The sequence below is a fragment of the Saccharopolyspora endophytica genome (assembly GCF_018070075.1).
Classification (GTDB): domain Bacteria; phylum Actinomycetota; class Actinomycetes; order Mycobacteriales; family Pseudonocardiaceae; genus Saccharopolyspora; species Saccharopolyspora endophytica.
In genome coordinates this window covers 275,709-288,325 of record NZ_JAGPXE010000004.1, presented here as the reverse complement: position 1 = coordinate 288,325, position 12,617 = coordinate 275,709, and the positions used below count along the sequence as shown (strand labels likewise).

At 70.8% G+C, this 12,617-nt stretch carries 8 protein-coding genes; 2 read left to right on the top strand and 6 right to left on the bottom strand.

Annotated features, from left to right (window positions below; genetic code table 11):
* Positions 1 to 83 precede the first annotated feature (83 nt).
* A complete protein-coding gene (locus tag KBO27_RS11960) occupies positions 84 to 2,138 on the top strand; it encodes a tetratricopeptide repeat protein (RefSeq protein WP_210970058.1) in 2,055 nt (684 codons plus the stop codon).
* Here the strand turns inward: KBO27_RS11960 and KBO27_RS11955 are convergent.
* From KBO27_RS11955 to KBO27_RS11930, 6 genes are all read right to left on the bottom strand, one after another.
* A complete protein-coding gene (locus tag KBO27_RS11955; protein WP_210970057.1) occupies positions 2,125 to 3,276 on the bottom strand; it encodes a hypothetical protein in 1,152 nt (383 codons plus the stop codon). The two genes, KBO27_RS11960 and KBO27_RS11955, sit on opposite strands and share 14 nt — an antisense overlap.
* Before the next feature lie 767 nt (positions 3,277 to 4,043).
* Positions 4,044 to 4,763, bottom strand: coding sequence for a copper homeostasis protein CutC (locus KBO27_RS11950; protein WP_210970056.1), 720 nt, complete (start codon positions 4,761 to 4,763; stop codon positions 4,044 to 4,046).
* Positions 4,760 to 6,457, bottom strand: a complete 1,698-nt coding sequence (locus KBO27_RS11945) for a formate--tetrahydrofolate ligase (RefSeq protein WP_210970055.1) — start codon at positions 6,455 to 6,457, stop codon at positions 4,760 to 4,762. Before KBO27_RS11945 ends, KBO27_RS11950 begins: the two co-directional genes overlap by 4 nt.
* A 25-nt stretch (positions 6,458 to 6,482) precedes the next feature.
* On the bottom strand, positions 6,483 to 7,319 hold the full coding sequence (locus tag KBO27_RS11940) for a methylenetetrahydrofolate reductase (protein ID WP_210970054.1): 837 nt from the start codon (positions 7,317 to 7,319) through the stop codon (positions 6,483 to 6,485).
* A gap of 10 nt (positions 7,320 to 7,329) precedes the next feature.
* The gene (locus KBO27_RS11935) at positions 7,330 to 8,523 is read right to left on the bottom strand and encodes a glycine cleavage T C-terminal barrel domain-containing protein (RefSeq protein WP_210970053.1); all 1,194 of its coding nucleotides are present in this window, start codon (positions 8,521 to 8,523) and stop codon (positions 7,330 to 7,332) included.
* Positions 8,524 to 8,741: 218 nt separating this feature from the next.
* Positions 8,742 to 11,186 (bottom strand): GcvT family protein, encoded by a 2,445-nt coding sequence (locus KBO27_RS11930; RefSeq protein ID WP_210970052.1) that lies wholly within the window; start codon positions 11,184 to 11,186, stop codon positions 8,742 to 8,744.
* A 211-nt stretch (positions 11,187 to 11,397) separates the two neighbouring features.
* Between KBO27_RS11930 and KBO27_RS11925 the strand changes: the two genes are divergently transcribed.
* On the top strand, positions 11,398 to 12,612 hold the full coding sequence (locus KBO27_RS11925) for a sarcosine oxidase subunit beta family protein (RefSeq protein WP_210970051.1): 1,215 nt from the start codon (positions 11,398 to 11,400) through the stop codon (positions 12,610 to 12,612).
* The last annotated feature ends 5 nt before the right edge of the window (positions 12,613 to 12,617 follow it).

Sequence of the window (12,617 nt, the reverse complement as noted above, 5' to 3'; positions counted from 1 at the left end):
GAGCGTCGCGGTCCGGGCTTCGTTCTTGCTGACCGTGCCCGAACGGGCACAGCGGGTGGTGTCCGGCCGGTAGGGTCGCGGACGTGGATGCGGACAACTGGAACAGCGGGTCGGTCCGGAACCTCGTTCAGGCGAGCAACGTGGAGCAGCTGGTGATGCAGATGACCGGCGCTGCGGAGCCGCCGCGCCCGGACATGCTGCCCAGGGATCCGGCGCACGAGGGCTTCACCAACCGCTCGGCCGAGCTCGGTGAGCTCGACCGGCTGTGGGAGCAGGCCAAGCAGGCCGGTCTTCCCGTGGTGGCCGTGCTCTCCGGGATCCCCGGCATCGGCAAGACGCTGACCGCACTGCGCTGGGCTCACCGGCTGCGCGCGGACTTCGACGACGGCGTGTTCGTCGGCGACCTGCGCGGTTCCGACCCGAACGGGCCGCGGACCCCGGGTGAGGTGCTGGCCGGATTCCTGGGGCGTCTCGGGATCACGGGCAGCGCGATGCCCGCGACCGAGGACGAGCGGGCTGCCGCGTTCCGCGAGATCACCCGCGACCGGCGGATCCTGGTCGTCCTCGACGACGCGGCCACCGCCGCGCAGGTGCAGGCGCTGCTGCCCTCCTCGCCGACCAGCGCCGTGCTGGTGACCAGTCGCCGGACGCTGACCTTCCTCTCCGGTGGGGTGCATCCGATGAGGCTGGAACCGTTCGAACCCGACTCCGCGCTCGCGCTGCTCTCCCGATCGCTGGGCGATCGGGCCGACGACGCCACCCTGCGCAGGCTCAGCGAGGCGTGCGGGCGGCATCCGATGGCGCTGTGGGTGGCGGCCGCGCAGCTCCGGGAACGCGCCTCGATCGACAAGGCCGTCGAGAAGCTGACCGCGGATCTGCTGCCCCGGCTGGAAATCGACGGCGAGAACGCGTTGCTCACCGCCTTCGAGCTCGGTTACGACGCGCTGTCCACCGCAGGCAAGCGCGCCTACCGGCTGCTCGGTCTGCACCCGGACTCGGAACTCGCCCTGGAGACCGCTGCCGCGCTGCTGGGCTGGGAGATCGACGACACCGAGGAAGTGCTGCTCGGGCTGTCCCGCGCGAACCTCGTGGTCCGGCTCCCCGACGGGCGGTACCGCTGCCACGCGCTGCTGCGCCAGCACGCCGTCGAGAAGCTGACCGCGGAGGACGACATCGGTGCCGCGCGTCGCCGGATGGTCGAGCACTACCACGACTTCGCGATGTCCCGGGACGCCGTGATCTCCCAGCGCCGTCGGCTCAGCGACCGCTACGCCGCGGTCGTCCCCGCCTACACCGGCGACGATGCGGCCGAGCGCGCGCTGGCCGATCTGACCGCCGGGCGGGAGGCGCTGACCGCCAACGTCATGATCGCCGCCGAGACCGGACTGCCCGATCGCGCCTGGCAGCTGTGCGAGACGTTGTTCCCGTTCTACAAGGACCGAGGCCACCTCGCCGATCTGCTGGAGATCCACGAGGTCGGGCTCCGCGCGGCCGAAGAGCTCGGTGATCTGCGAGCGCTCGTGCGGATGCTCTCGCAGCACGGCAGCACGCTCCTCGCGCTGGGAAAGCTCGACGCGGCGCAGGAGCGGTTCGAGCGGGCGCAGGACACCGCGGGGCGCGGCGACGACGCCTGGGGTGAGCAGAGCGCGATCGAATGGCAGGGCCTCGTCCACGAGCGGCGCGGCGAGTTCGACGCGGCGCTGGAGTGCTTCGACCGGTCGGTCGCGGTGGTCGAGTCCCGCTTCCCCGAGGACCGGCGAGACCGGCCGACCGCGCTGTACCGGATGCACTCCGGGCGAGTGCTGATCCTGCTGGGCCGCTTCGACGAGGCGCTGCCGCGACTGCGCGCCGCGCACGAGCTGTTCACCTCGCTCGGCGAGACCGCCAACCGGGGCAAGACAGCGGTGGGGCTCGGCTGGGCGAGTCTGCCCGATGACCTGGCGGAAGCCGGCGAGTGGGGCGGCCTCGCTCTGGAGGTGTTCCGATCGGCGAACATGCCCCGCGACGTGGCCGAGGCGTTCGAGCTGCTGGCGGAGGTCAGCGCGCGTCGCGGCGACGCGGACGCGGCCGCCGCGCACCGCAGGGAGGCCACCGAAATCCGTGCGGTTCTCGGGGACCGGTCGGTCAGCCGACGCTGATCGCGCTCCCGTTGACCATCACGGTTGAGGGGAGCGCGGCGAGTTCCCGGCCGGAGGCGATCCATTCGAAGACGACCGAGGCGTAGAGGGCCGGATCGTGCGGTCCGGACAACCGGATCCGTTCACCGCCGCGGGTGGCCACCGCGCACTCGGCGCCGCTCACCGCGGCGGCGAGCTGCAGACCCGGGTGGGTGAGAAAGGCCTGGTCGAGCCAGGTTTCGGCATCCGGCCCCCACTCGGCCGCCTCGGTGAGCACGAGGACGTCGGCGACTCCGCGCAGTCGTGGACCCGGGTGATCGGCGGTGACCACGAGGTGACCGCGGTCCGGGATCTCGCGCGGACGCAGCATTTCCGCGGGATGACGCCACACCCGCACGCCGCCGTCGTGCACCGATGCGGTGGCGTGCACCGCCGTCGGGCGCCGGGGCGCGGACAATCCGGTGACCGGATCCGGCGGGACCCCCGGCTCGGTGCGGGGTTCGTCGAGCTCCAGCATCGAGTAGCACAGCGCGCGCAGTCGCTGCGCGCCCTCATCCGGGCAGGAGGTGACGACGTCGTGGAGTTCTGCCGAGGGGAGCGGTTCGGCCAGCGCCTTGCGCAGCTGCGGGAGCACCGGCTGGTCCACCTCCAGCCGGGGTGCGAGCTCGCCGAGCAGGGCGACCGCTGAGCCGGGGGCCACCGAGGACTCCGGGAACGCGGCCAGGACCGTCGGGACGCCCAGCGCCGCACCGTAGGTCGTCACCGATCCGTGGTCACCGATGAGCAGGTCGGAGGCCACCAGCGCCGGCCGCCAACCCCGCTCCGGCGGAACCACCACCAGTCCGGCGCGGCGGTGCGGCGCCAGCCAGCGGTGCACGGCGTGCGGGCCGTGCTCGTAGGCGATGTGCGGGTGCAGGATCGCGACGATCGTGAACTCGTCGGCGGGCAACTCGGCCAGCAGCCGCTCGTAGAGCTCGGTGATGTCACCGAACAGCGAGTCCTCCCGCCACGTGGAGCTGACCGCGATGACCGTCTTCCCGGCGGCGTCCAGCGCGTGCCGGTAGCGCGGTCGCCACGGCAGGCTCGCGCGCAGCCGGTCGTAGCAGGGGTCGCCGATGATCGACGCGATCTCGGCCGCCGCCGGTGTCGCCTCGCGCAACCGGGTCAGCTGCTCGGGATGCGACAGGGCGATCCGGGAGGGGAGCGGGGAACCGTCGCGCAGGAGGAGATCCGGGCCCAGTCCGAAGGCTTCTGCGGCGCGGAAAGGGTTTCGGGTTCCGGGTTTCGGGTTCCGGGTTCCGGGTTCCGGGTTCCGGGTTCCGGGTTCCGGGTTCCGGAAAGTGTTTAGTGTAGCGAATTCCGTGTGCCAGGGAGAGAACCGGTCCACGCGCTGACTCGAGTCCGCTGTGGCCTGCGGTGATCACCAGATCGAACTCGCGGCGCGGGATTTCGGCCTGCGGCACCGGGAAGATGCCCTGGGTCGCGAACAGCTCGAAGAGCCCGTCAGGTGTCGGGTCAGCGCTGTTCCAGGCGAATTCGACCGCGACCCGGAAGTCTCCCTCGAAGATCTCCACCACGTCCAGCAGCCGGGTCAGGGCGACGACGTTGTCGGCGAGGACCAGCACTCGCTTGCAGGGCCGCAGCGTTTGCCGTTCGAGGGAGAAGTTCGGCACCCGGTCACCCTAAGGGGTCATTTCAGAATCGCCTTGCTCAGCGGTGCGGGTAGCGGAACCTCACACGCCGTCTGGACTCCGTGCGCCACGACTCATGTATGACCAGTACACGGCGTCGCGGCGTACTCGCCAGACGGCGTGTGAGAACCCGCGGCGGTGCCAGCGCAGTCCCACACCTGAAACAGCGGCTACCGCCGCAATCTGCAAGGAATCCCAAGTCTGACAACTCATGATCGATCACGCCGCTGGGCGGCTACCGCGACAGCCGGTCCTGGCCGATCGGGCGGGCCGCGGCGATCAGATCGTGTGTTTCGGTCTCGTCGAGGACGTGGTGGGGGCCGAAGTCGACCTGGCCGCCGGGGGAAGGGACCTGCCGGCGGGGTGCCGCGTGGATCTCGTCGACGCCGGTGGCTTCGGCGATGCCGCGGGCGTTGTGCGAGCGGATGCCGCCGCACGCGGTCAAGGTGACGCCCGCTCGCGCCATGCGCCGCAGCACCGGGACGCCGTCCTCGGCGCGGGCCGCGCCGCCCGAGGTGAGGATGCGCCGGATTCCCAGCTCAGCCGCGGTGTGGGCGGCCTCGACCGGGTCCGGGCAGACGTCGACGGCCCGGTGCAGGGCGACCGGGACGCCGCCGGCTTCGGCGATGAGCTCGCCGAGCACGGCGGCGTCGATCCGCCCGTCCTGCCCGAGCGCCCCGACGACGACACCGGCCGCTCCCGCGGACGCGGCGTGCCGGACGTCGGCGCGCATCGCGGCGACCTCGGTGGGCGAGTACGCGAACCCGCCCTCCCGAGGCCGGATCAACACGTGCACCGCGCTGCGGTGGCACCGGTCGAGCACCGCCGACAGCAGCCCCGGCCCGGGCGTCAGCCCGCCCAGCGCCCCGGCCGAGCACAGCTCGATCCGGTCGGCCCCGAGGCGGTCCGCGGCCACCGCACCGTCCGCGCTGTCGGTACTGATCTCGACCTTCACATCAGTCCGGTGATGTTGCCGTCGGCGTCGAGGTCGATCGACTCCGCCTGCGGATGGGAGCCGAGGCCCGGCATGGTGCGCATGTCCCCGCAGATCGGGTAGACGAACCCCGCGCCGACCGACGCGCGGACCTCGCGGACCGGCAGGGTCCAGCCCGTGGGCGCGCCCAGCAACGACGGGTCGGAGCTCAGCGAGAGGTGCGTCTTGGCGATGCAGACCGGCAGGTCGCCGTAGCCGTTGGCCTCGTAGCTGTCGATCGACTTGGCCGCAGCCGGTGCGTAGCTGACGCCGTCGGCGCCGTAGACCTTCGTCGCGATGGTCTCGATCTTGGTGCGCAGGTCGGCCTCGTCGGGGTAGAGGACCTGGAAACCGGCCGGTTCCTCGCAGGCCGCAACGACGGCTTCGGCGAGCTCGGCGCCGCCCTTGCCGCCCTCGGTGAAGTGGTTGCTGACCGCCACGTGCGCGCCCTCGGCCTCCGCGACCTGCCGGATCGCCTCGTGCTCGCTGGTGAAGTCGCTCGGGAAGGCGTTGATCGCCACCACCGGGGAGACACCGTGCAACCGGATGTTGTCGATCTGCTTGCGCAGGTTGTCGGCACCGGCGAGCACGTCGTCGGGGTTCTCCTCCAGCATCTCCGGCGGCAACGGCTTGCCCGCCACCACCTTGTAGCGCCCGGAGTGCGCCTTGAGCGCGCGGACCGTCGCCACGAGCACGGCGGCGTCCGGCTGCAGCCCGGAGGTGCGGCACTTGATGTTGAAGAACCGCTCGGCGCCCATGTCCGCGCCGAAGCCCGCCTCGGTGATGAGGTAGTCGGTGCAGCGGCTGCCCACCAGGTCGGCGACGATCGAGGAGTTGCCGTGCGCGATGTTGCCGAACGGCCCGGCGTGCACCAGCACCGGCGTGTTCTCGGTGGTCTGCATGAGGTTGGGCTTGAGCGCGTCGCGCATGATCACGGCCATCGCGCCCGCGGCCTTGAGCTGCTCGGCGGTGACCGGCTCGCCGTCGGGCTTGTAGCCGACCACGATGCGGCCGAGGCGCTGCCGCAGGTCGGCCAGCGAGGTCGACAGCGCCAGCACGGCCATCACCTCGCTGGCCGCGGTGATGTCGAAACCGGTCTGGCGCGGTCCGCCGTCCTGCCTGCCGCCGAGACCGGAGACGATGTTGCGCAGGTCGCGGTCGTTGACGTCGAGCACCCGGCGCCAGGTGATCCGGTGCGGGTCGATGCCCAGCGCGTTGCCCTTGTGCAGGTGGTTGTCGACCATCGCCGACAGCAGGTTGTGGGCCGCGGTGACCGCGTGCATGTCGCCGGTGAGGTGCAGGTTCAGCGCCTCCATCGGGACGACCTGGCTGTAGCCGCCGCCCGCCGCGCCGCCCTTGATGCCGAAGGTCGGGCCCATCGAGGGCTGCCGAACGGCGACCGTGGAGCGCTTGCCGATGTGGTTGAGCGCCTGCCCGAGCCCGACGGTCGTGGTCGTCTTGCCCTCGCCCAGCGGTGTGGGGGTGATGGCCGAGACCACGACGTAGCGGGCGCGCGGCCGGTCGGAGAGCTCGTCGATGGCGTCGAGCGAGATCTTCGCGACGTTGCGCCCGTAGGGCTCCAACAGGTGTTCCCCGATGCCGAGCTGCGCTGCGATGTCGTCCATCGGGCGCAGTTCTGTCGCACGGGAGATGTCCAAATCGGACGGGATGGTCATGCCAGGACCTCCTGCGAGGTGTCGGTTACGCCGGTCGGTCCGCGTAGCCGGACAGCCGGGCCGCCAGATCGTCGCGCCACTGCACCGTCTTGGTGACCTCGTTGAAGGTGAACAGGTGCCAGCCCGCGATCGGCGAATCCGGGTCGCCCAGCTGCGGGGACAGCTCGTCGAGCAGCTCCTCCGGCGTGTAGCGTGCCAACATCTTCGAGACCGCGCCGTACTGCTTTCGCAGGAACCGCGTCGACTCACCCAACCCGATCTTCAGCGCGATGCGCAACAGCCGATGGGCGTCCACCACCCCGGGGACCCCCACGTACACGGGTGCCTCCACCCCACGATTCCGCAGGTCGCGGGCCCAATCGATGATCGTCCGGGGGTCGAACGTGATTTGCGAGACCACGTAGTCGGCGTAGTGAGATTTGTCCGACATGGCCCGAACGGCGGAGTCGTCTGGTATGAACGCGTGCCGTTCGGGGTATCCGGCGATGCCGATGCGCGCCGGCAGCCGCCCCATCCGCTCCATCGCGCGCAGCAGCGCGAGGGAATCGGCGAACTCGCCCAGCGGTTTCGCGGCGTCCCCGGCGATCACGAACACCTCGCTCGCCCCGGCGGCGTCCAGCCGGTCCAGCACGCCCGTCAGGTGCGCGTGATCGCGGATCGAGCGCGCGGCCAGGTGCGGCACCGCGCGCAGGCCCATCGCGGCCAGCCGCTCGGTGCAGTCGATGGTCGGTCCGATGCCCCTGGCCGGCGAGGCCGTCACGGTCACCGTGCTGCCGGGATCGAGCGCCTCCACCCGGGCGTTGCCCACCGGCAGCACCTCGTAGCGCATCCGGTCGAGGGATCTCCGCAGTTCAGATGCCATCTCGCCCCCTTCACGCGCTCCGCGCCAGGCGCTTGGGGATGTCCTTGGTCGGGTCCAGGAACGGCTTCTCGGACACGACCGCCTGCTGCGGGCCGTGCTGGGTGTGCACGACGAGCTCGGTGCCCGGCTCCTGGTAGGCGATCGGGACCATCGCGTAGCCGATGTTGCCCTCGATGCGCGGGGAGTGGGCGGCGGAGGTGACCTCGCCGATCCGCAGCCCGTGCGGGTCGTGCACCTCGAAGACGTCGATCATCGCGCCGTCGTTGAACGAGCCCACGCTCGGACCGTCGATGCGCACGCCGACGAGCTTGCGGCTCACGCCGTCCTGCTTGATGCGGCGCAGCGCGTCCTTGCCGATGAAGTCGGCCTCCTGGTCGAGGTCGACCATCCAGGTCTTCTCGAAGCCGTAGCCGACCTCGAAGGGGTTGGTGTCGGCGGTGATGTCGCAGCCCCACGACAGGATCCCGGCCTCGATCCGCCGGATGTGGCAGGGGCCGATCACGGTGAGGTCGTGCGGCTCGCCGGCCTCCCAGATCGCGTCCCACAGCCGCACGCCGTCGCGGGAGGCGTCGTGCAGGTAGATCTCGTAGCCCAGCTCAGCGGTGTAGCCGGTGCGGGAGACCACCACTCGCATCCCTGCGAGCTCTCGTTCCACCGCGTAGTAATAGGGAATATCCAAAATGGACTCGCCGAACAGCTCCGCCATCACCGCACCGGACTTCGGGCCCTGGACCTGCACCGGGCCGACGTCGGGTTCGCGGATGTCGACGTCCATGCCCAGCCCGTGGGCCAGGGCCCTGGCCCACATCAGCACGTCGCTGTCGGCCAGCGAGAGCCAGAAGTGGTTCTCGCCCAGGCGCAGCAGCACCGGGTCGTTGAGGATGCCGCCGTCGGTGCCGGTGACGAACACGTACTTGCACTGCCCGACCTTGCACTTGGTGAGGTCGCGGGGCACGAGCATGTTGGTGAACTCGAACGCGTCCGGTCCGGTGATCTCGACCTGCCGCTCCACGCCGACGTCCCACAGCGTCACGCCTTCCAGCAGCGCCCAGTACTCGGCGACCGGGTCCCCGTAGTGCCTCGGGTGGTACGTGTGGTTGTAGACGCTGTACATCGCCACCCCGTGACGCCGCGAGGCGTAGAAGAACGGCGATTTCCGGATCCGCGGGTACAGCAGGACCCCGGGGTTCGAGTTGACGCTCATGATGCTCGCTCCAAATCTCGGTCACGCGATTTCAGTGGAAGTCCGGTCCCGGGTTTCAGTGGAATCCCGGTTCCCGATTTCAGTGGAAGTTGGGTTGCGGGTTTCAGTGGAAATCGGGGTTCTGATTTCCACTGGGATCGGGTGGGTGGTCGTCTGAAGGGGTCGGGAGGGTTTTTCTTTGGGGGACGGGTGGTTCGGGACGGGTCTGGTGCGTGGGGTCAGCGGCGCATTCGGGTCATTTCGGGGTCGTAGGTGGGGTCTGCGATGACCGTGGCGGAGTGGGGTTGGTTGAAGTAGGTGACCGTCAGTCGGGTGTCGGGGTGCGCGAGGTCGGCGGGGAGCCAGGCGTAGGCGAGGCTCGCGCCGACCGTGTGGCCGTAGGCGGCGCTGGTGGTGAACCCGACCGGTTCGTCGCCGGCGAGGACCGGTTCGGAACCCATCAGGACCGTGCCGTCGTCGATGCGCAGGCAGGACAGGCGGCGAGCGGGTTCCCCCTGGCGGAGCAGGGCTTCTCGGCCGGTGAACGGACCCTTGCCGGGCTTCACCGCGAAGGCGACGCCGGCTTCCTCCGGGGTGTGCTCGGTCCACATGTCGGTGCCCCAGGCGCGGTAGCCCTTCTCCAGCCGCATGCCGTTGAACGCACCGCGGCCGGCGGGGAAGATGCCGTGCCCGGCACCGGCCAGCAGGTCCCACAGGCGTCGGCCGAACTCGGCGGAGGTGTAGAGCTCCCAACCGAGCTCGCCCACGTAGGACAGCCGCAGCGCCACCACCGGAACCTCGCCGACGTGCAACCGCCGAGCCCGGAAGAACCCGAACGCCTCGTGCGAGACGTCGACGTCGGCGAGCCCGGCCAGCACGTCGCGGGCGCGCGGTCCCCACAGCCCGATGCAGCAGGTGCCGCCGGTGATGTCGCGGACCTGCGCGGTGGCGTCGGCGTTGTCGCGCAGCCACGCGATGTCGCGAGGACCGTTGCACCCGACCTGGAAGTGATCCCGCTCCAGCCGCGCCACGGTGATGTCCGACCGGATGCCGCCCTCGGGGGTGAGCATCAGCGTGTAGGTGACGTAGCCGGGTTGACGGTCGATCTTGCTGGTGGTGAGCCGGTCCAGCAGCCCGAGCGCACCGGGGCCGGTGACCTCGGCACGCGGCAGCGAGGTCATGTCGAACATCGCGACGCCGTCGCGGGTCGCCAGGTGCTCGGCGCCGACGATCGGTGACCAGAACCGGCCCGCCCACTCGCCCGGGCGCGCGATCTCCTTGCCCCGCACCAGATTCTCGTTGCTCGCGTACCAGTGCGGCCGCTCCCAGCCGGAAGCCTCCAGGAAGACCGCGCCGAGGTCGCGCTGCCGGTCGTGGAACGGACTGGTGCGCAACGGCCGCGGCTGCTCGGGCGGCTGCTGCGGGTGGATGATGTCGTAGACCTCGCGGAAGCTCTGCGCGCTGCGCTGCGCCAGGTAGGCCGGGCTGCGGGCGAAGTCGTCGAAGCGCCGCAGGTCGGCCTGCCGCAGGTCGATGTCGGGGGTGCGCCCGGCCAGCCACTGCGCCATCGCCCGGCCGACACCACCGGCGTGGGTGATCCACACGGCCTCGGCGACCCAGAAGTTCTCCACGTCGGATCGGCCCAGCACCGGCATCCCGTCGGAGGTGAACAGGAACAGCCCGTTCATGCCCTCGCCGATCTCGGCCTCGCGCAGCGCGGGCAGCAGCCGCCGCGCCTCCTGCCAGGGGCCGGCGAAGTCCTCCGGCGTGAACGGGTGCACCGAGGCCATGCCCTTCCACCCGCCGCCCTCGGAGGGCGCTTCGGTGCCGGGCGTGACGGTCGGCGAGAGCTCGTCGGTGCGCACCGGCATCACCCGGTGCCGGTAGGAGCCGATGCCGTAGCGGTCGTGGACCTGGCGGAAGTACATCGACCGGTCCTGGTGGCGCAGGATCGGTTGCGCCACTTCGGTTTCGCCGTCGTCGAGCACAGGTGTGGTCACCGCGTACTGGTGCGCCAGCGGCTGCACCGGGATCGTCACCCCGGCCATCCGGCCGATCTTCGGGCCCCAGATCCCCGCGCAGCACACCACGGTTCCCGCGACCACGTCGCCGGACGTGGTGTGAACGGTGGTGATCCGGTCTCCGGTGATGTCGAACCCGGTGACCTCGGTCGAGCCTGCGAAGCGCACGCCGAGCCGCCGCGCCTCGCGCATCATCGCCTCGGCGGCGCGCACCGGTTTGGCGATCCCGTCGGTGGCCACGTGCAGTCCGCCGTGGATCCGGTCGGCGTCGATGCCGGGGATGCGCTCGCGCACCTGATCGGGGTCGAGGAGTTCACCGCCGATGCCCCACGCGGTGGCCAGTCCGAGCTTGCGGTGCAGGTCGTCCCAGCGTTCGGGGGTGGTGGCGGCCTCGATGCCGCCGACCTGGTGGAAGCAGGGCGACCCGTCGACCTCCAGCGAGGAGTACAGGTGAACGGTGTCGGCGGCGAGCCGGCTCAGCGTCTCCGAGGCGTTGGTCTGGAAGACCAGGCCCGGCGCGTGCGAGCTCGAACCGCCGGTCGCGGGGAGCGGCCCCTGGTCGATCACCAGAACATCGGTGATCCCCTGGCGCGCCAGGTGGTAGGCGGTGCTGCACCCGACGATGCCCGCCCCCACGAGCAAGATGTGGACGCTCGAAACCATGGCTGCCGCCTTGTTGCGTCTACGACAACTACCTGCGCACACCGCAACAGTGCGCTCGGGAAAAGGGGTGCGTCAAGAGTCCGCCGAGATGAATTTTCGGTCGTGGATCTTGTTGTGGGGCAACGGGAAGCACCGTCCCCCTTTCGTGAATTGACCCGCTCGTCGCGGCGCTCCTAGCCTGGGTTCACCTCCGAATCGCAGGGAGGTGGCCGTGGTCGCAGCACCGCTTCCGCAACCGCCCGAGAGGCTGTGGCGCAACGCCGAGCCCGCCCGGCACTACGACGTGGTCGTCGTCGGTTCCGGCGGGCACGGGCTGGCCACCGCCTACTACCTCGCGCGCGAGCACGGGATCCGCGACGTCGCCGTCCTCGAACGCGGTTGGCTGGCAGGCGGGAACATGGCCCGCAACACCGCGATCATCCGCTCCAACTACCTGTGGGACGCCAGCGCCGGGATCTACGAGCACGCCCTGAAGCTGTGGGAATCGCTGCCCGAGGAGCTCGACTGCGAACTGCTGCTCAGCCAGTGCGGCGTGCTCAACCTCGCGCACACCGAGCAGGAGGTGCGCGACTCCCGGCGCCGGGTCTTCGCCAACCGCGCCAACGGGATCGACGCCGAATGGGTGTGGCCCGAGGAGGTCTCGCGGATCTGCCCGATCATCAACACCGACTGCCGCTACCCGGTTCTCGGCGCGACGTGGCAACCGCGCGGCGGCATCGCCAAGCACGACCTGGTGGCCTGGGCCTTCGCCCGCCGCGCCGACGAGATGGGCGTGGACCTCGTCGAGGGCTGCGAGGTCACCGGGTTCCTCACCGACGGCGACCGGGTGCGCGGGGTGCGCACCTCGCGCGGCGACATCGGCGCCGACCGGGTCGCGCTGGCCGCGGCGGGACGCACCAGCACCCTCACCGACACCCTCGGCCTGCGGTTGCCGCTGCAGAGCCACCCGCTGCAGGCGCTGGTGTCCGAGCTGCTGGAACCGGTGCACCCGCGCGTGGTGATGTCCAACCACGTGCACGTCTACTGCAGCCAGGCGCATCGCGGCGAGCTCGTGGTGGGAGCGGGCATCGACTCCCGCAACGGGTACGCCCAGCGCGGATCGGTGCACGTGATCGAGCGCCAGCTCGCCGCGGCGCTGGAGCTGTTCCCGATCTTCGCCCGCGCGCACGTGATCCGCACCTGGGCGGGCACGGTGGACGTCACCCCCGACGCCTCGCCGATCATCGGCCCCACCCCGTGGGAGGGGCTGTTCCTCAACTGCGGTTGGGGGACAGGAGGTTTCAAGGCCACGCCCGGGGTCGGCCAGGTCTACGCCGACACGATCGCCCACGGCCGTCCGCACCCGCTGGCCGAGCCCTACGGGCTGGACCGGTTCGTCACGGGCGCCCTCATCGACGAGCACGGCGCGGCGGCGGTCGCGCACTGATCCCG

What these genes read in the sequence shown, in the direction of transcription:
- KBO27_RS11930 (WP_210970052.1), bottom strand. Translation starts at nt 11,186, where the DNA reads ATGGTTTCGAGCGTCCACATCTTGCTCGTGGGGGCGGGCATCGTCGGG.
- KBO27_RS11940 (WP_210970054.1), bottom strand. Translation starts at nt 7,319, where the DNA reads ATGGCATCTGAACTGCGGAGATCCCTCGACCGGATGCGCTACGAGGTG.
- KBO27_RS11935 (WP_210970053.1), bottom strand. Translation starts at nt 8,523, where the DNA reads ATGAGCGTCAACTCGAACCCCGGGGTCCTGCTGTACCCGCGGATCCGG.
- KBO27_RS11945 (WP_210970055.1), bottom strand. Translation starts at nt 6,457, where the DNA reads ATGACCATCCCGTCCGATTTGGACATCTCCCGTGCGACAGAACTGCGC.